The sequence below is a fragment of the Pseudarthrobacter equi genome (assembly GCF_900105535.1).
GTDB lineage: Bacteria > Actinomycetota > Actinomycetes > Actinomycetales > Micrococcaceae > Arthrobacter > Arthrobacter equi.
The window spans coordinates 4,360,883-4,378,764 of sequence record NZ_LT629779.1; the positions used below are offsets into that span (position 1 = coordinate 4,360,883).

14 protein-coding genes are annotated in these 17,882 nt (G+C 67.6%); 4 read left to right on the plus strand and 10 right to left on the minus strand.

What is annotated here, in order from left to right; genetic code table 11:
• The first annotated feature begins 127 nt into the window (after positions 1-127).
• Positions 128-766, plus strand: coding sequence for an AmiS/UreI family transporter (locus BLT71_RS19815; protein WP_091723572.1), 639 nt, complete (start codon positions 128-130; stop codon positions 764-766).
• Here the strand turns inward: BLT71_RS19815 and BLT71_RS19820 are convergent.
• Entirely contained in the window at positions 759-2,249 is a 1,491-nt protein-coding gene (locus tag BLT71_RS19820) for an APC family permease (RefSeq protein ID WP_091723574.1), read from the minus strand. The genes BLT71_RS19815 and BLT71_RS19820 overlap by 8 nt on opposite strands.
• Before the next feature lie 253 nt (positions 2,250-2,502).
• Between BLT71_RS19820 and treS the strand changes: the two genes are divergently transcribed.
• On the plus strand, positions 2,503-4,797 hold the full coding sequence (treS, locus tag BLT71_RS19825; RefSeq protein ID WP_091723576.1) for a maltose alpha-D-glucosyltransferase: 2,295 nt from the start codon (positions 2,503-2,505) through the stop codon (positions 4,795-4,797).
• 299 nt (positions 4,798-5,096) lie between these two features.
• Here the strand turns inward: treS and purU are convergent, their stop codons facing one another.
• From purU to glyA, 7 genes are read right to left on the minus strand one after another with little or no spacing between them, the layout of a single operon-like run.
• Positions 5,097-5,993, minus strand: coding sequence for a formyltetrahydrofolate deformylase (gene purU, locus BLT71_RS19830; RefSeq protein WP_091723578.1), 897 nt, complete (start codon positions 5,991-5,993; stop codon positions 5,097-5,099).
• A 3-nt stretch (positions 5,994-5,996) separates the two neighbouring features.
• On the minus strand, positions 5,997-7,412 hold the full coding sequence (locus tag BLT71_RS19835; protein WP_091723579.1) for an L-serine ammonia-lyase: 1,416 nt from the start codon (positions 7,410-7,412) through the stop codon (positions 5,997-5,999).
• Positions 7,412-8,062 carry a sarcosine oxidase subunit gamma gene (locus tag BLT71_RS19840; RefSeq protein ID WP_091723581.1) on the minus strand — a complete coding sequence of 217 codons (651 nt, stop codon included), beginning with the start codon at positions 8,060-8,062 and terminating at the stop codon, positions 7,412-7,414. Before BLT71_RS19840 ends, BLT71_RS19835 begins: the two co-directional genes overlap by 1 nt.
• Positions 8,055-10,997 (minus strand): 2Fe-2S iron-sulfur cluster-binding protein, encoded by a 2,943-nt coding sequence (locus BLT71_RS19845; RefSeq protein ID WP_091723583.1) that lies wholly within the window; start codon positions 10,995-10,997, stop codon positions 8,055-8,057. Before BLT71_RS19845 ends, BLT71_RS19840 begins: the two co-directional genes overlap by 8 nt.
• Positions 10,994-11,401: a sarcosine oxidase subunit delta gene (locus BLT71_RS20615; protein ID WP_091723585.1), complete on the minus strand. Its 408-nt coding sequence runs from the start codon at positions 11,399-11,401 to the stop codon at positions 10,994-10,996. Before BLT71_RS20615 ends, BLT71_RS19845 begins: the two co-directional genes overlap by 4 nt.
• Positions 11,402-11,430: 29 nt before the next feature.
• A complete protein-coding gene (locus BLT71_RS19855) occupies positions 11,431-12,651 on the minus strand; it encodes a sarcosine oxidase subunit beta family protein (RefSeq protein ID WP_015938745.1) in 1,221 nt (406 codons plus the stop codon).
• The gene (glyA, locus tag BLT71_RS19860; RefSeq protein WP_091723587.1) at positions 12,648-13,991 is read right to left on the minus strand and encodes a serine hydroxymethyltransferase; all 1,344 of its coding nucleotides are present in this window, start codon (positions 13,989-13,991) and stop codon (positions 12,648-12,650) included. Before glyA ends, BLT71_RS19855 begins: the two co-directional genes overlap by 4 nt.
• 124 nt (positions 13,992-14,115) lie before the next feature.
• On the opposite strand from glyA, the gene BLT71_RS19865 reads away from it, so the two are divergent.
• Positions 14,116-14,784: a GntR family transcriptional regulator gene (locus tag BLT71_RS19865; RefSeq protein ID WP_407681226.1), complete on the plus strand. Its 669-nt coding sequence runs from the start codon at positions 14,116-14,118 to the stop codon at positions 14,782-14,784.
• 49 nt (positions 14,785-14,833) lie between these two features.
• On the opposite strand, the gene BLT71_RS19870 is transcribed toward BLT71_RS19865, so the two are convergent.
• Both BLT71_RS19870 and BLT71_RS19875 read right to left on the minus strand, forming a co-directional pair.
• Positions 14,834-15,208, minus strand: a complete 375-nt coding sequence (locus BLT71_RS19870; protein ID WP_091723590.1) for a VOC family protein — start codon at positions 15,206-15,208, stop codon at positions 14,834-14,836.
• A gap of 76 nt (positions 15,209-15,284) precedes the next feature.
• Positions 15,285-16,493 (minus strand): ROK family protein, encoded by a 1,209-nt coding sequence (locus BLT71_RS19875; protein ID WP_091723592.1) that lies wholly within the window; start codon positions 16,491-16,493, stop codon positions 15,285-15,287.
• Between the two features lie 90 nt (positions 16,494-16,583).
• Here BLT71_RS19875 and BLT71_RS19880 point away from each other — a divergent pair, with 90 nt between their 5' ends.
• On the plus strand, positions 16,584-17,861 hold the full coding sequence (locus tag BLT71_RS19880) for an ABC transporter substrate-binding protein (protein WP_172830014.1): 1,278 nt from the start codon (positions 16,584-16,586) through the stop codon (positions 17,859-17,861).
• The last annotated feature ends 21 nt before the right edge of the window (positions 17,862-17,882 follow it).

Consider the following 17,882-nt stretch of genomic DNA (forward strand, 5'->3'; position numbering starts at 1 on the left):
TAACCGATTGCGACTGCCGACCGCCAAGCGAAGCCAGCTTTCTGGGCTAATCTCCGTATTGTGACAACGAAATTCCATCCTGCGATATCTGAAGTTCGGCGCATCCACGGCTCACGGGCGGCGTGACATGGCCTACCTCTGCCTCCTGCTTTCCGGCGCCGTCCTGCTGGTCAACGGCCTGGCCACCCTGAACCGGCTGCCGTGGCGGGATGCCGCCGTCCTGAACCTGGTGGTGGGGCCCCTCCAGCTGCTGCTCGGCCTGCTGTCCCTGGCGGGTTACGCGGCGCCGCTGCTGACGGTGGCCGGGATGTTCCTGTTCGGGCTTACCTATGTCTACGTGGGGCTGGACTCGCTGCTGCACCTGGGATCGAAGGGGCTGGGCTGGTTCTGCGGCATGGTGGCCGGACTGGGGCTGCTCCTCGCCGCGGCCTGGCTCGGCTCCGATCCCCTGCTCGCAGTCCTGTGGCTGGCCTGGGCTGTGCTGTGGGGCGCCCTGTTCGGTTCCCTGGCACTGGGCCGGAAGCGGATGGACCCGTTTATCGGGTGGGCCCTGGTGCTGGCCAGCCCCGTTACGGCCACCGTTCCGGCTTTCCTGGGGCTGGCCGGCACCTGGCCGGCCGGCCCGGAGGCGGCGTGGGGGGCAGCCGTCGCCGTGGTTGGGCTGTTCTGTGCCGCGCACGGGTTGGCCCGGCGCGAAACGTCAGCTCCGCATCGGACCACTCCGTTGCCGCCGGGTCCTGCCGCCGGCCGGGCAACGCTCAGCTGAGGCTCAGGTCCGCTTTTGCCGTTCCGCGGCCGGCACCGTCCAGGTGGCGCTGAACCCTGGCTTCCACCAGCACCCCCGCCACGAAGACCACGGGCACGGCGGCCAGCAGGGCCGCCGCTGTTTCCGCGCTGCCGCCGATCAGGGCTGTGAAGTTGCTGACCACCAGGAAGAGGACCCATGCGAGCAGGACGGATGCGAGCGCGGGGGCGATCATCGTCTGCCACAGCCCGGCCCCGGCGGATTCGCGGCGGAAGAAGCCGACGACGGCCACGGAGCACAGCATGTACAGCACCAGCAGCGCCGCCACGGCCAGCCCGCTGAACCAGGAGAACAGGGTAAGGACGGGATCCAGGGCAAGGGCCGCGAACGGCATCACCAGGACGACGGCGGCGGCGGTCTGGATCCAGGCGGCGACGGCGGGTGCGCGGTGCCGGTTGGTCCGGGCCACCCGGGCGGGCATGGAACCGCGGAGCGCCAGCGAATGCAGGTAGCGGTTGATGCCGTTGTGGAAGGCGATGATCCCGGCCAGCAGCGACGTCACCAGCAGGATGCCCGTGACCGTCCCCGCCCACGGGCCGAAGAGTTCCACCATCGGGCCAAGCACGAAGGAGGTGGCATCTCCCGATTCCAGGGCTGCCCCGGCGGCGTCCATCACCCTGGACGGCCCGTAGTAGCTGACCAGCATCCAGGAGATGAAGGAAAAGAACAGAGAGATGACGCCCACAGAAAGGTAGGTGGCCCGGGCCACCGTGCGGTGCGCGTCTTTGGCTTCGGCCGAGTAGATGGCGGTGGATTCGAACCCGAACATGGACGCCACGGCAAACATGATGGCCACCCCAGGGGCGCCGGCGCCGATGGCCTGGGGCGAGAAGGAGGCCGCAACACTGATGCCCTCCGGGCCGCCGCCGCTGAAGAGGACGGTGAAGCCGAACAGCAGCAGCACCGCCACTTCCAGGCCCACCAGCAGGGCCAGGATACGGGCGCCGAGTTCGATATTCAGGGATCCGAGGACCTGGACGCCGGCCATGGTGGCCAGGGCCAGCAGCCACCACGGAACGTCGAGGCCCACGGGGGCGAGCAGCCCCGAGAAGGCCGCACCGTACAGCCCGTACATGGCCGCCTGGATGGTGTTGTAGGCCAGCAGGGCCAGCCAGGCCGCGCCGGCGCCGGTTCTCCGGCCGAACGCGGCCGTCACATAGGCGTAGAAGGCGCCGTTGGCCTGGATCCTGCGGCTCATGGCTACGAAGCCCACCGCGAAGATGACAATCACGACGCCGACAATCAGGTAGGCGCCCGGGGCGCCGGCGCCGTTGCCAAGGGCTGCCGCGAGCGGCGAGGCGCCCACGATGCCGGTCAGCGGCGCCTGGGCGGACAGGACAAAGAAGAGGATGCCCATTACTCCGACGCTTCCGGCGCGGAGGGCGGTGGAGTGCTCCCTGGCCGGAGCGTCAGTGGTCCGGGGTTCGGAATTCGAAATACTCATAAGGGTCCTTCTCACGGTCATGCGCGGGGAAGTTGTTGAGGAATCCAGCTTCGCAGCGGGGATCATGCGGCCGTTTGTCCGCCAGCGACCGGTTCTTGTCCGTAAGCGCAGCGGTGCGTATGACAGTCCTTTACTGCCGCACCGCCGCGGTTCCGCGAATAGCCCGTGCCCGCCGGGGTACGGTGAATTCGTGCGCAAGGTGTCCCGGGGGTTCGCTTCCGGGCCATGGAAGTAACCTTCGGAAAGAGGAACCATGAGCGAACCGACCACCAGCGAGGGGATTTTTGAAGCAGATGCCCTCGATGTCGAAGAAGGCCAGGAGACGGCCGCTGCCACCGAGCAGGCAGCCGACGCGGAGATCAGTTACGACGAACAGTTCTACCCGGCACGCCCCAAGGCCCTGAGGCCCATCGCCCGGCGCCGCCAATACCTTGCCACCAGGCCGTCCTTCGAGTTCGACGGACGCAACGCAGCCTATGTCGAATGGCTGCGGAACCAGGCGATGCTCGGGGACGCCAACACGCTCGCCCGGCAACTCTCGGGCCAGGCCAGCATGTGGCAGAACTCCTACGCGCACCCCAACCCGCGTGCCGCCGTCGAACGCGCCCCCGTGTGGTTCACCGCCTATCCCCTGTCCTTCATCACCCAGCCCGGCCAGTCCTTCCTGTCCGCCCTGGGCGACGAGGGAATGTGGGAGGCGTTCCGGAGCATCGGCATCCGCGCCATCCACACCGGCCCCGTGAAGCTGGCCGGCGGCATCAGCGGATGGATGCAGACCCCCAGCGTGGACGGCCACTTCGACCGGATCAGCATGGGCATCGACCCGGTGTTCGGCGACGAGGATGAATTCCGCCGGATGTGCGAGGTGGCCGCGGAACACGGCGGCACGATCATCGATGACATCGTCCCGGGCCACACCGGCAAGGGCGCCGATTTCCGCCTCGCCGAAATGAACTTCCGGGACTACCCCGGCATCTACCACATGGTGGACATCCCCGAGGAGGACTGGCACCTGCTGCCGGACGTCCCCGAGGGCAAGGACTCGGTGAACCTCAGCCCGGATGCGGAACAGGCCCTGCAGAAGGCCGGTTACATCATCGGCCGCCTGCAGCGGGTGATCTTCTACGAACCCGGCGTGAAGGAAACCAACTGGAGCGCCACCCGGCCCATCGTGGACACCACCGGCAAGACCCGCCGCTGGGTTTACCTCCACTACTTCAAGGCCGGCCAGCCGTCCATCAACTGGCTGGACCCCACCTTTGCGGGCATGCGCCTGGTGGTGGGCGATGCCCTGCACTCCCTGGTGGACCTCGGCACCGGCGCCCTCCGGCTCGATGCCAACGGCTTCCTGGGCGTGGAGAAGAGCGCCGAGGAGGAGCCGGGCTGGTCCGAGGGGCACCCGCTGTCCGAGGCCGCCAACCAGCTCATCGGCTCCATGATCCGCAAGGTGGGCGGGTTCTCCTTCCAGGAACTGAACCTGACCATCGACGACATCAAGGCCACCTCCGAATCCGGCCCCGACCTTTCCTACGACTTCATCACCCGGCCCGCTTACCACTTCGCGCTGGTCACCGGGGATACGGAGTTCCTGCGGCTGACGCTGCGGCTCTCCAAGGAGATCGGGGTGGACCAGGCCTCCCTGGTCCATGCCCTGCAGAACCACGACGAGCTCACGTACGAACTCATGCACTTCGCTGCGGGCCACCGGGACGACGTCTTCGAGCTCGGCGGCCAGGAAATGACCGGGGCCCAGATCGCCGAGCACGTCCAGCAGACCATGCGGGAGCGGCTCACCGGCGAAAACGCGCCCTACAACTCCGTGTTCACCATGAACGGGATCGCCTGCACCACTGTCAGCTTCATCATGGCCACCCTGGGGATCCAGGACCCGGATGCGCTGACGCCGGAGCAGGAGGCGCAGGTCCTGGACGCCCACATCCTGCTGTCCATGTACAACGCGCTGCAGCCGGGCGTCTTCGCACTCTCCGGCTGGGACCTGACCGGGATTTCGGTGCTGGACCGCGGCACCGTTGGGGAACTGATCGCGCAGGGTGACACCCGCTGGATCAACCGCGGCGCGCACGACATCATGGGCACCAGCCCGGACGCCACGGCTTCATCCTCCGGAATGCCCCGCGCCCGCAGCCTCTACGGGCCGCTCCCGGAACAGCTCGAGAACGAAAACTCCTTTGCCCGCAGGCTCCAGCGGATCCTGGCGGTGCGGGAGGAACACGGCATCGCCACCGGAACGCTTCTGGACGTGCCGGACGTTTCGCACCGTGGGCTGCTGGTCCTGGTGAACGGCCTGGCCGGCGGCGCCGTGGAAATCACCGTGCTGAACTTCTCCGACCAGGACATCTCCGGCAGCGTCCGGTCCACCCACCTTCCGCCGGGCGCCAGCGTGCGCGACCTCTTCAGCGGCGAAACCGTGGGCCAGGTGGATGACCTGCACAGCTTCTTCATCGACCTGCCGGCGTATCAGGGCACCGCGCTACTGCTCGAGGTTGAAGAAGCGGACGACGCCGGGTCCCCGGCAACGGAGGCCTGATCCGCGGGGCGGGGCTGCTTCGGTAACGGGAGCACGCCCCGCCGAATCTCCCCAGGTTTCACCCCAGCAAACCCGCGGACGACGGCGCGTGGCCGGGACACGCCGTCGTCCTCTCCCAAAGGCGGGGAGACCCAGCCCTGCCGGCCACCTCCGGGCGGGGCACCAATGGGCACAGCAAGAAGCGCGGCCGGTCACCCGTGAGGGCAACCAGCCGCGCTTCAGCTGTAGAGATGTCCGGTCAGGCGCTGACCGGGACGCCCAACAGGCGGTTCCAGTCCTGGCAGCGGCGGAGGCCCATGCTAGCGGAGCACCACCGTGCGGTTGCCCTGCAGAATGACCCGGCCTTCGCAGTGCCACTTCACCGCGTTGGAGAGGGCCTTGCATTCGGTGTCGCGGCCCGCGGCCACCAGGTCCTCGGGGCCGTACGTGTGGTCCACGTCCACCACCTGCTGGGAGATGATGGGCCCCTCGTCCAGCTCTGCGTTGACGTAGTGCGCGGTGGCGCCCACGGTCTTAACGCCGCGCGCGTACGCCTGGTGGTAGGGCTTGGCACCCTTGAAGCTGGGCAGGAACGAGTGGTGGATGTTGATGGCCCGGCCGTCCAGCTTGCGGGTCAGGTCGTCGCTGAGCACTTGCATGTAGCGGGCCAGCACCACCAGTTCGACGTCGAGCCCGTCCACCAGTTCCATCAGCTCGGCTTCCGCTGCGGGCTTGGTCTCGGCAGTGACCGGGATGTAGTGGAACGGGATGCCGTGCCACTCCACCAGGGTCTGGTGGTCCCGGTGGTTGGACACCACCGCAACGATCTCCACGGGCAGTTCGCCGATCCGGGCACGGAACAGCAGGTCGTTGAGGCAGTGCCCGAACTTGGACACCATGATCAGGACCTTGCGTTTGGAGCCCTGGCGTTCCAGCTGCCAGCGCATGCCGAACTTCTCCGCCACGGGGGCGAAGGAGTCCCGCAGGACGTCCAGCGTGGATTCGTCCCCCTCGGAGACGAAGTGCACGCGCATGAAGAAGTGGCCTTCGGAGCGTTCACCGAACTGCTTGTTGTCGATGATGTCGCAGCCGTGCTCGAGCAGGAAGCCGGACACGGCGTGGACAATGCCGGGCCCTTCCGGGCAGTCCAGGGTGAGGACGTGTTCCACAGTGGTGGGCGCCTGGGGAGCGGGGACGTGGGTTTCAGTGGCAGTCATGGTTCAGCACTCGATCACATTCACGGCGAGTCCTCCTCGGGAGGTTTCCTTGTACTTGGTTTTCATGTCGGCTCCGGTGTCGCGCATGGTCTTGATCGCCTTGTCCAGCGAGACCTTGTGGCTGCCGTCCCCGTGCAGGGCCAGCCGGGCCGCGTTGATCGCCTTGACGCTGGCGATCGCGTTTCGCTCGATGCAGGGGATCTGCACCAGCCCGCCCACGGGGTCGCAGGTCAGGCCGAGGTTGTGTTCAATCCCCACCTCGGCGGCGTTCTCCACCTGCGGGGGCGTTCCGCCGAGCACCTCGCAGAGCCCGGCGGCGGCCATGGAGCAGGCCGATCCGACCTCGCCCTGGCAGCCCACTTCGGCGCCGGAGATGGAGGCGTTGGTTTTGAACAGGATCCCGACGGCGGCCGCCGCCAGGAGGAAGCGGACCACACCGTCGTCGTCGGCTCCCGGAACAAACTTCACGTAGTAGTGCAGGACGGCGGGAACAATGCCCGCTGCCCCGTTGGTGGGGGCGGTGACAATCCGCCCGCCGGCGGCGTTCTCCTCGTTCACGGCCAGGGCGAAGAGGTTCACCCATTCCATCGCCAGCAAGGGATCGGCCGGTGCCTGGACGGGCGACGGCGATGCTGCCGCGGCTTCGGCGCTTTGGGCCGACGCGGTAAGCGTGCGGAACAGCGAGGGCGCCCGCCGGGTGACCTTCAGGCCGCCGGGGAGGATGCCTTCGGCGTTGCAGCCGTTCTCCACGCACTCCTTCATGACGGCCCAGAGGCCCAGCAGCTGCTCGCGCAGCTCGGCTTCGCTGCGCCACGTGAGCTCGTTGGCGAGCATGACGTCGGAGATGGACATGCCTTCGCGGCTGCAGATCTCCAGGAGTTCGTCAGCCGTGGAGAACGGGTACGGCAGCACGGTGTCATCCGCCACCACCTTGTCCGCGCCCTCGGCGTCACCGTCCACCACGAAGCCGCCGCCGATGGAGTAGTAGCTCCGTTCGCTCAGCACGGAACCGGTGTGGTCCAGCGCCCGGAACGTCATGCCGTTGGGATGTGCGGGGAGGGACTTGCGCCGGTGGAGGACAACGTCCTCTTCCCAGTTGAAGTCCACCCGGTGGGTCCCGGCAATCTGGAGTTCAGCATTGAGTGCCGCGGCAGCCACCTGGTCGTCGGCGGTGAAGGTGTTGACCGTCTCCGGTTCCAGGCCCTGCAGCCCCAGCACCACTGCCTTGTCCGATCCGTGGCCGCGGCCGGTGGCGCCCAGGGAGCCGAACAGTTCGGACTGGACCCGGGTGGTGGAGGCCAGGTGGCCGTCGCCCTTCAGCCCGTCCGCGAAGAGCTTGGCCGCCCGCATCGGGCCCACCGTGTGTGACGACGAGGGCCCGATGCCGACAGAAAAGAGGTCAAGGACGCTGAGCGCCATCAGGGGACCTCTGGCGAGGCGTACTCCCGCATGCCGTCCAGGAGCCAGCGGCCCAGGAACTCGGCGAACGAGGCCCGCGGGAAGACCCGGAAGGACTCCTCGCCGGTCTTCCACAGGAGTGCGGGGATGTTCCCGATTTCCGTGGAGTACGCGGTGCCGGCCTTGAAGACGCGGGGGTGCAGGTCCAGCGAGCAGCCCTTTTCGAGGACGGAGCGGGCCTGCGGGCCGGTCAGTTCGAAGGTGGTGCGGTTGGCCGAGAGGTCAACCACCTGGCCGGAATCGCCGCCCAGGGCGTCCCGGAGCGCCTGGATCAGGCCACCGCCCAGGGACTCGTGGGCTTCGGTGGGCGCGACCACCAGGAACTCGGCCGGGCCAAGCCACAGGACGGAGGTGTCGCCGCTGCCGGCCACCGCGCCGGAACCGGCGGGCAGGCCACCGGTCACGGCGGCGATGCGCTGCGCAGCGTCGGAGCCTGCGGCCACCCGGATCCCCACCATGGTGAGGAAGGGGAGCTCGGAGATTTCAACGGTTCCGGCCAGCGAGCCGGCCGCGAATGCGTCCCGGAGCACTCCGGCCGGGCTGGTGCGGACCGCGAGGTCATTGTCCGTCGGAGTCTTTGCGGGGGTGGGGGAAGCTGCTGTCTCAGCCATCTTTGCGGGTCCCTTCGGAGTCAAAAAGCACTGTCTCTGCAACAACCACGTCCACCAGCTGGTCGCCGGCGGCGGCAATCAGCGTTTCGCCGATGCGGTTGCGTCCGTTCTTGATCAGGGCCAGGCCGAACGAACGGCCCAGCGCTGCGCTGTGGTAGCTGGAGGTGACGAACCCTTCCATCGGCACGGGGCCGTAGGCGGGGTTGGTGGAGCGTCCCTTTTCCACCAGCTGGGTGCCTTCGGGCAGCCGCAGCGTGCGGTCCACGGGGAGGACGCTGACCAGGTGCTTGCGGTCTTCACGCTGGGCGTCCACGCGGGAGTAGGAACGCTTGCCGATGAACTCCTTGGCCTTGGAGACGATCCACTCCATGCCGGCATCCTGCGGGGTGACGGTGCCGTCGGTGTCCTGCCCGACAATCGGGTAGCCCTTCTCGGCGCGCAGCACGTGCATGGTTTCGGTGCCGTACGGGGTGATGTTGAATTCGGCGCCGGCAGCGGCCACGGACTCCCAGGTGTTCAGGCCGTACCAGGCCGGAACGTTGATCTCGTAGGCGAGTTCGCCGGAGAACGAGATCCGGCAGACCCGGGCCCGGACGCCGGAGGCGAGAGTGGTTTCGCGGAAGGTCATGAACGGGAAGTTCCCGGCCTCGAGTCCGCCGTTGGCGGCCAGTTCCGGGGCCACCTTGGCGAGGACTTCGCGGGACTTGGGTCCCACGACGGCGATGGTGTTCCACTGCTCCGTCACCGAGGTGCACTGGACGTCCAGCTCAGGCCATTCGGTCTGCAGCCATTCCTCCAGGTGGTCCAGCACCTTCGCGGCACCGCCGGTGGTGGTGGTCATGAAGAAGGTGTCTTCATCGAGCCGGAGGGTCACGCCGTCGTCGAAGATCATGCCGTCAGCCAGGCACATGACGCCGTAGCGTGCCGAGCCCGGGGCGAGCTTCTTGAAGGCGTTGGTGTAGACGCGGTTCAGGAACTCGCCCGCGTCCTTGCCGCGGATCTCGATCTTGCCCAGGGTGGTGGCGTCCATGAAGCCCACGGAGTCGCGGACGGCGGCGCATTCGCGCAGCACTGCGGCGTCCATGTCCTCCCCGCCCTGCGGGTAGTACCAGGGACGCTTCCACTGCCCGACGTCCTCAAACAACGCACCCTTGGCAACGTGCCACGGCTGGATCGAGGTGATGCGGGCGGGATCGAAGAGCTCACCGCGCTGGCGTCCGGCCAATGCCGCGAAGGCCACCGGGGTGAACGGTGCGCGGTAGGTGGTGGTGCCGATGTCGCCGATGCCCCGGGAAGCCTCGCCGGCCGTGCGCAGTGCCGCCGCGATCACGCCGATGGCGTTCACGCCGGAGGTCTTGCCCTGGTCGTTGGCGGTGCTGATGGAGGTGTACCGCTTGATGTGCTCCACGGAACGCATGCCGGCACCGGTGGAGCGGAGGACGTCCGCCACGGACTGGTCGCGCTGGAAGTCGACGAAGTGGTGGTGCCAGTCGTCCGGAGTGCCGCTCTCCCCCGGTACCAGCCAGAGCTGGCGGGTGGGGGCGGAAGCCTTCGGCTCCGGGAGGACGGAAGGCTCGACGGCGGATTCGAAGCCGGCGGCGATGGCCGCCTTCGCGCCGGCGGAGATGCCCTCCGCGAGGCAGTCGGCGGTGGCGAACGAGCCGCGGCCCGCGCCGATGGTCTGCTGGTTGGGAACCTCGGTGCTGGGCACGAAGGCTGCCAGCTCGTCGTCCCAGCGCAGCTTGCCCTGGCGCTGCGAGTGCAGGTGGACCAGCGGGCTCCAGCCGCCGGACACAGCCAGCAGGTCTGCTGCGATCTGTTCGACGCCGGAGGTGAGTTCGCCGTCGTCGTTGATGCTGCGGACGGTGACGCCGTCCAAGCGACCGTTCGAATCAGCGGAGGTGTTGGCCACGGCGCTGCCGATCAGCACCCGGATGCCGGATTCGACGGCGGCGCTTGCCACGTCGGTCAGCTTCGGGCGGGCGTCCACCACGGCTGCGACCTTGACGCCGGCGGCGGCGAGGTCCGCGGCGGTGGCGTAGGCGCTGTCGTTGGTGGTGCTGATGACCACGCGGCTGCCGGCGGCCACGGCGTACCGGTTCAGGTAGCTGCGGACGGCCGAGGCGAGCATGATGCCGGGACGGTCGTTGTTCTCGAACACCAGGGGGCGCTCGTGCGCTCCGGGGGCGAGGACCACCTGGCTGGCACGGATGTGCCAAATCCGCTGGCGGGAGACGCCGGGTGCTGCCGGGCTGGTGAGGTGGTCGGTGCGGTTCTGGACGGCGATGACGTAGTTGGCGTCGTAGGCGCCGAACGCGGTGGTGCGGTTCAGGACCGTGGATTCCGCGCCGGAGACCAGTTCGGCTTCGACGTCAGCCACCCATTCCAGGGCGGGCTTGCCTTCGATGGTTTCGGCCAGGCCCTCGGCCGTGGAACCGGAGAGCAGGGAACCGCCGAGTTCGGGCTGGTCATCGAGCAGCATGACGCGGGCACCGGTGCGGACTGCTTCGCGGGCAGCAGCGAGTCCTGCGGGGCCTCCGCCGATCACCAGGACGTCGGTGTGGACGTACTTCTTGTCGTATTCGGCGCGGTCCTCGGCCGGGTCCAGCTTGCCCAGGCCGTTGAGCTGGAGGGCCTGGAGCCCGTCAACGAGGGAAACGGTGGTGGCAGGGAGCATGGATTCGGCCACGTGGCCCGGGAAGCGGGCTTCCACGCGGACCAGGGCGTTGGCTTCTTCAACACCTGCGGACATGATGCCGCGGTGGCGGTCCTCGTAGAGCGAGTTGCCGGCGGCGATGCGGCCGTTGGCGAGCAGTGCGGAGGCCAGGGTGTCGCCGGGGTGGCCGGTGAACTCCTCGCCGTCCACGGTGAAGCGCCAGGAGATGGTGCGGTCGATGCGGCCGCCGGTGGCCAGGCGGGCGTTCTGGGAGGTCACTTGGTGGCTCCTTCCGGGGCTGCAGTGGTGGAGGAAAGGCTGGTGCCTGAGGTGCTGGGCGCGGCGGTCCCGGTGGTGGTGCTGTCCGCGGCAAGGCTGGCGGTACCGGACTCGGCGCCGGTGGTGCCGGCCCGGTCAGGCCGCTGCGCTCCCATCGGGTAGATCGCCTGGATGTCGTAGCTCACGGTGTCGCGGAGCATGTTGAACCACTGGCGGCAGCCGGTGCTGTGGACCCAGCGTTCGGCGAAGGTGCCCTTGGTGTTGCTGCGGTAGAAGAGGTAGCGGGACCACTCCGTGTCGCTGAGCTCGTTGGGGTTCTCGGGGTAGGCGACGTGGGCCTGTCCCCCGTAGTGGAATTCGGTTTCGTCCCGCGGGCCGCAGTTGGGGCATGGGATCAGCAGCATGTGCGTTAGTCCTTATCTCGTGGCAGCGGCTAGTGGGCCACGGCGGCGGCGCCGTGCTCGTCGATGAGCGCGCCGGTTTCGAAGCGTTCCAGGGAGAACGGCGCGTTCAGCTTGTGCGGGGCGCCGGTGGCGATGGTGTGCGCGAAGGTCATGCCTGCCGCGGGGGTGCCCTTGAATCCGCCGGTTCCCCAGCCGCAGTTCACGAACATGTTCTCCACCGGGGTTGTGCCAACAATCGGCGAGGCGTCCAGGGTGGTGTCCACGATGCCGCCCCAGGTCCGGAGCACGTGGGCCCGGGCGAAGATGGGGAAGAGCTCGACGGCGGCCGCCATCTGCTGCTCGATCACGTGGAAGGAGCCGCGCTGGCCGTAGCCGTTGTAGGAGTCCACGCCGGCGCCCATGACCAGTTCGCCCTTGTGCGCCTGCGAAACGTAAACGTGGACGTGGTTGGACATGACCACCGTGGGGTGGACGGGCTCGTGCAGTTCGGACACCAGTGCCTGCAGCGGGTGGGACTGGATGGGGAGCTCGAAGCCCGCCATCTCGGCCAGGACCGAGCTGTGGCCGGCCGCGCAGAGGCCAACCTTTTCGGTGTTGATGGTGCCCCGGCTGGTCTTGACGCCCACCACGCGGTCGCCGTCCTTGAGGAAGCCGGTGACTTCGCAGTTCTGGATGATGTCCACGCCCAGCTCGTCGCACTTCCGGGCGAAGGCCCAGGCAACATGGTCGTGCTTGGCGATGCCGGCACGGGGCTGGTAGGTGGCGCCCATGACCGGGTAGCGGATGTTGTCGCTGATGTTCAGGATGGGGCAGAGTTCCTTGACCTGCTGCGGGTCCAGCCATTCAGCGTCAACGCCGTTGAGCTTGTTGGCGCCCACGCGGCGCATGCTCTCTCGAACGTCGCCCAGGGTGTGGGCCAGGTTCATCACGCCGCGCTGGCTGAACAGGAAGTCGTACTCGAGTTCCTCGGGCAGGATCTCCCAGAGCTTGAGGGCGTGCTCGTAGATGGCGGCACTCTCGTCCCAGAGGTAGTTGGAACGGATGATGGTGGTGTTGCGGGCCATGTTGCCGCCTGCCAGCCAGCCCTTTTCCAGGACCGCGATGTTGGTCATTCCGTGGTTCTTGGCCAGGAAGTATGCGGTGGCCAGGCCGTGCCCGCCGCCGCCGACGATCACGGCGTCGTAGGAGGACTTGGGTTCCGGGTTGCGCCAGAGGAAATCCGGGTGTTCGGGGAGGTGGGGGGCGCTCACTGGGCTGCTCCAATCAGGTCTGCTTCGGCACCGGCCACGCTGGTGCTGTTCTCGGAAAGATGCGGGTAAAGGGGGAACTGCCCGGCGAGCGCCGTGACGCGTGCGCGGAGTTCGACGGCGGTGTCCCCGGGCAGGGTGCCCGTGGACGCGGAGGCGACCAGCGCCGTCGCGATGATGTCCGCGACTTCAGCGAACTCCGTTGCACCGAAGCCGCGGGCGGCCAGGGCGGGGGTACCGATGCGGAGGCCCGAGGAGACCATCGGGGGACGGGGGTCGAACGGGACGGCGTTGCGGTTGACCGTGATGCCGATGTGGTGGAGGGCGTCCTCGCCCTGCTGGCCGTCGAGCTCGGAGTGCCGGAGGTCAACGAGGATTAGGTGCACATCGGTGCCGCCGTTGACCACGGAGATTCCGGCCTCCTGGACGTCCGGCTGCAGGAGGCGTTCGGCCAGCAGCTGTGCACCCTGCAGGACGCGCTCCTGGCGTTCCTTGAATTCGGGGGTTGCGGCGAGCTTGAAGGCCACGGCCTTGGCGGCAACCACGTGCTCCAGCGGGCCGCCCTGCTGGCCGGGGAACACGGCGGAGTTGATCTTCTTGGCGTATTCCTCTTTGGCGAGGATGACGCCGCCGCGGGGGCCGCCGAGGGTCTTGTGCGTGGTGGTGGTGACCACGTCCGCGTAGGGAACGGGGTTCGGGTGCAGGCCCGCGGCCACGAGGCCGGCGAAGTGCGCCATGTCCACCATGAGGTAGGCGCCCACCAGGTCGGCGATCCGGCGGAACTCGGCGAAGTCGAGCTGGCGGGAGTATGCGGACCAGCCGGCAACGATCAGCTTGGGCTTGTGCTCCAGGGCCAGGGCTTCCACCTCGGCCATGTCCACCCGGAGGTCGTCTTCACGGACGTGATACGGGACCACGTTGTAGAGCTTGCCGGAGAAATTGATCTTCATGCCGTGGGTGAGGTGGCCGCCGTGGGCGAGGGACAGGCCCAGGATGGTGTCTCCCGGGTTCAGCAGGGCAAACATGGCCGCGGCGTTGGCCTGGGCGCCGGAGTGCGGCTGCACGTTGGCGAATTCGGCACCGAACAGTGCCTTGACGCGGTCGATGGCCAGCTGTTCGATCACATCGACGTGCTCGCAGCCGCCGTAGTAGCGCTTGCCGGGGTAGCCCTCGGCGTACTTGTTGGTGAGGACCGAGCCCTGCGCCTCCATCACTGCCGACGGAGCGAAGTTCTCCGAGGCGATCATTTCCAGGGTGGACTGCTGGCGGTGCAGTTCCAGTGCAACGGCGGCGGCGACGTCGGCGTCCACCGTGGCGAGCGAGGCGTTGAGTGCGTCCTGCATGTTTCTCCTTCTAAACCTGAAAGTCCTGATCCGTAACTGATCTGTAACTGATATATTAGAACTGACGTAATAGTATGTTCCAGATCACGTAGCAGTCAATAGCCACCCGGGAAGAGAGCGCAACATGGCCGTAATGCTGGAGGACTCCATCGCCGGCGAGGAGGACCTTTCGCTCTCCGAGCGGGCCTACCGGCATCTCCGGGACCGCCTGATCATGCTGGACATCCGCCCGGGAGACCCCATCAACGACGGCAAGCTGGCCGCCGAGCTTGGCATTGGGCGCACCCCCGTGCGGGAAGCGCTCAAGCGCCTGGAAAGCGACCACCTGGTGGTGTCCTATCCCCGCAGGGGAACGTTTGCCACCATCGTCGACATCACTGAACTCGCTGATGTCTCCGAGCTGCGTGAGTCGCTGGAGCCCCTGGCGGCCAACCGGGCAGCCAAGCTGGCCACGCCGGCACTGCGTGCGGAGATCCGGGAGACCGCCGCCGCGATTGCCGGCATGGACGGCGACGACGACCCCTACGACCTGATGCGCTATGACATCAAAGTCCACCGGCTGATCTATCGGGCCGCGGCAAACGCGCACCTGGAAGACGTCCTGATCCGCTACGACAACCTGGCCACCCGCATCTGGTGCATGGTCCTGGAGAAGGTCCCGTCCGTGTCATCGCACATTGCCGAGCACGTTGAACTGCTCGAGGCCGTGGCCGACGGCGATTCCGAGCGCGCGGCCAAGCTCGCTTTGGAGCACGTCACCAGCTTCGAACAGGCCATCCGCAACGTGCTGTAGGCGGGACCCCGGGCCCCTGCCCGGGGTCCGGGCGCCCGGGCACGCGTCGCTACGGGTCCAGCCGCCTGCGCAGGAGGCAGAACTCGTTGCCCTCGGGGTCCTGAAGGACGTGCCAGTTCTCGTCGCCGGACTGCCCCACATCGGCGGGCCGGGCGCCCAGGGCCAGCAGGCGTTCCAGCTCGGCGGCCTGGTCCCGGTCCACCGGATTGACGTCGATATGCAGCGGCAGCCGTCCCGTGCGCGGATTGCTGCTGGGGCTCAGGATGATGGTGGGCTGCAGTCCGCCGAAACCGGCCGGAGGCCCGATCTCGATTGAGCCGTCTTCCCGGTCGAGCTCCACGTAGCCGAGGACCCCGCTCCAGAACCGTGCCAGCAGCTCGGGATCGGTGCAGTTCAGGACCAGTTCACTGATGCGGCATGACATGGTGGCCAGTGTACGGGCAGGCGGACCCCAATCGGCCGATTTCCCGCAGTTGCGATGCCCCGGTGAAGGGGCGGCCTCAGGGGCGGGCTGCCCGCGGGAGGAACGCCGTGGGCTCGCTCCTGAACTGCGTCAGCGCAGATTCAATGGCTCCGTGGACCACAGACTCCGCTCCGAAGGTGCTGGCAACGAGGTCCGGCAGCGGCAGGCCGGAGTTGGCCGGCAGCAGCGTGCGTGCGTGCTCCATGACCGGCTCGATGGCGCGTGAGATCCCGCCCGCTATGACCACCCGTTCGATATCCAGGAGGCTTGAGAGCACCACGGCGATCCGTGCCAGCCGGGTGCCGAGCCGGGCGATAATGTCCCGTGCCAGTGGATCCCCCTCGCGGGCCGCCTGGAACACATCCTCCGCAGTGATGTCCTCCTCGGGGATCCGGCGCAGGGATGTGTCTCCGTCATAGGAACGGACCAGCGTGCGCGCCCACTTCCGAGCCAGCGCTCCGAACCCGTCCGAGGTTCCTTCTTCAGGTTCGAGCCTGCTGTCCGAGAGAATGTCCAGGAACCGCATTTCGCCGGCGCCGCCCCTGCGTCCGCGCAGCAGGCGCCCATCGACGATGAGGCCGGCACCGAACCGCTCCCCTGACAACAGGGTTGCGACGTTGGCTGACGGTTCCTGCGCGTGCTCGGCGATGGCTGCGAGGTTGGCGTCGTTTTCGATGGTGACTGCGCCCTCGAGGTACTGGTCGAACCCGGAATTCATCAGCTGCCAGAATTCGCCGGCCCCGGGAGACCTGCCGTCCGCATCCACCGGGGCGGGCACTCCCACAACGGTCAGCAGTACGTCGCCGGCCTCGCAGCCCGCATCGGCCAGCGCCTGGCGGATCAGCTCCTGTGCCCCGGCAACGCGGCCGGCGCGCCCCAGTGCGTGCGAGTCGATGCTTTGGCGCCGCTTGGCGAGCTCCCGTCCACGGAGGTCCGCCACGATGGTGGTGAGGTGGCCTTCGCCGGCGTCAAGGCCCACCACAACGCCCGCGGCCTCGCGCAGCTGGTAGCGGCGCGCGGGCCGGCCTTTTAGTGCAGGACCGGACTCGCCGCCGTCGGTCACTTCCTCCAGCCAGCCGGCGTCAACCAGGCCGTCGCAGACGCCCAGCACCGTGGCACGGGTGAGCCCTGTGGCACCCATGGCTTCCCCGGCCGTGAACACCTGCTCCTGGAGGGCGAAGCGCAGCAGCGCCCCGGAGTTGATCTGCCGTAACAGTTGCGTCGAGCTCGCCGTAGTTCCGTCCACCCCTTGACGATAGCCCCTGCGTCCCCCATCCTCGTATAGGACCTAAATATAAGATCCAAATAAATTCTGTTTGACCCCTCTTAGGAGCCGATGTTGCCACCTTTGCCGTCCGCCGGGACACGAGTCTCCCGGCGCACTTTCCTTGCCGCCGCCGGAGGCTCGCTGGCCGCTTTCGGGCTTGCGGCGTGCAGCCCGGCCGGAGCCCAGCCCACCATCACGTTCCACCAGTCCAAACCCGAAGCGGTCCCCTACTTCCGCGACCTCACAGCGAAATTCACGGCGTCGCAGGACCGCTTCCGCGTCCTGCACGACATGGCAACGAACCTCTCTGCCAGCTTCGTCCGCAGCAGTCCGCCGGACCTTGGCTGCCTCAACTACAACCTGGAGATGGCGCGGTTCATGGAGCGCGGCGCCCTCTCGGACCTGGCCGACCTCCCGGAAGCTGCAACCATCCGCGGCGACGTCCTCGACCTCACCAACTGGTACCCCACCTACCCGGGCCGCACCAGCGTGATCCCCTATTCGGTCATGGCGGCGTCGGTCATCTACAACCGGCGCATCTTCGAGGCGAACGGCCTTTCGGTGCCCACCACCTGGGACGAACTCATTGACGTCTGCGAACGGCTCAAGGCCGCGGGGATCACTCCGATCTACGGCACCTTCCGGGATCCCTGGACCATCGCGCAGGGCCTGTTCGACTACACCGTGGGCGGGATGGTCGATGTTCGCGGCTTCTACCAGTCGATGCACGAAACGGGCGAGAAGGTGGGACCGGATTCCGAGGTCTCCTTCCAGAAAACACTCCTGGAACCCGTCCGCCGCATGGTCCAGCTGAAGAAGTACGTCAACGCCGATGCCGCCAGCCGCGGCTACGGGGACGGCAACACCGCCATGGCGCAGGGGCAGGCAGCCATGTACTTCCAGGGGCCGTGGGCCTTCGGCGAAATCGAAAAGGCCGGCACCGACGTCGACCTTGGCACTTTCCCCCTGCCCGTGACCGACAATCCCGCCGACCTCAAGGTTCGCGTCAACATCGACCTTTCACTCTGGGTCCCCGAGGTCGCGAACGGACAGCAGGGGGCACGCGCCTTCATCCAGTACCTGATGCAGCCGGAGATCCAAGACACCTACAACGCCAAATTCCTGGGATTCGGCACGGTCAAGGATGCCCCGCCGGTCACCGATCCCAGGATTGTGGAAATGCAGAAGTACTACGACGAGGGCCGCTTCTACATGGGCGCGTCACAGTTCATCCCCAACACCATTCCCGCCGCCAACTACATCCAGTCGATCATCGGCGGCGCCGATGCCGAGGGCACCCTGCGCCGGATGGACGCCGACTGGGCGCGCCTGGCGTTCCGCGCGTGACCACCCACCAGACCCAAGGCA

Coding starts and splice junctions, on each gene's coding strand:
- BLT71_RS19815 (WP_091723572.1), top strand. CDS start 128: ATGGCCTACCTCTGCCTCCTGCTTTCCGGCGCCGTCCTGCTGGTCAAC.
- BLT71_RS19820 (WP_091723574.1), bottom strand. CDS start 2,249: ATGAGTATTTCGAATTCCGAACCCCGGACCACTGACGCTCCGGCCAGG.
- treS (WP_091723576.1), top strand. CDS start 2,503: ATGAGCGAACCGACCACCAGCGAGGGGATTTTTGAAGCAGATGCCCTC.
- purU (WP_091723578.1), bottom strand. CDS start 5,993: ATGACTGCCACTGAAACCCACGTCCCCGCTCCCCAGGCGCCCACCACT.
- BLT71_RS19835 (WP_091723579.1), bottom strand. CDS start 7,412: ATGGCGCTCAGCGTCCTTGACCTCTTTTCTGTCGGCATCGGGCCCTCG.
- BLT71_RS19840 (WP_091723581.1), bottom strand. CDS start 8,062: ATGGCTGAGACAGCAGCTTCCCCCACCCCCGCAAAGACTCCGACGGAC.
- BLT71_RS20615 (WP_091723585.1), bottom strand. CDS start 11,401: ATGCTGCTGATCCCATGCCCCAACTGCGGCCCGCGGGACGAAACCGAA.
- glyA (WP_091723587.1), bottom strand. CDS start 13,991: ATGCAGGACGCACTCAACGCCTCGCTCGCCACGGTGGACGCCGACGTC.
- BLT71_RS19865 (WP_407681226.1), top strand. CDS start 14,116: ATGGCCGTAATGCTGGAGGACTCCATCGCCGGCGAGGAGGACCTTTCG.
- BLT71_RS19870 (WP_091723590.1), bottom strand. CDS start 15,208: ATGTCATGCCGCATCAGTGAACTGGTCCTGAACTGCACCGATCCCGAG.
- BLT71_RS19880 (WP_172830014.1), top strand. CDS start 16,584: ATGTTGCCACCTTTGCCGTCCGCCGGGACACGAGTCTCCCGGCGCACT.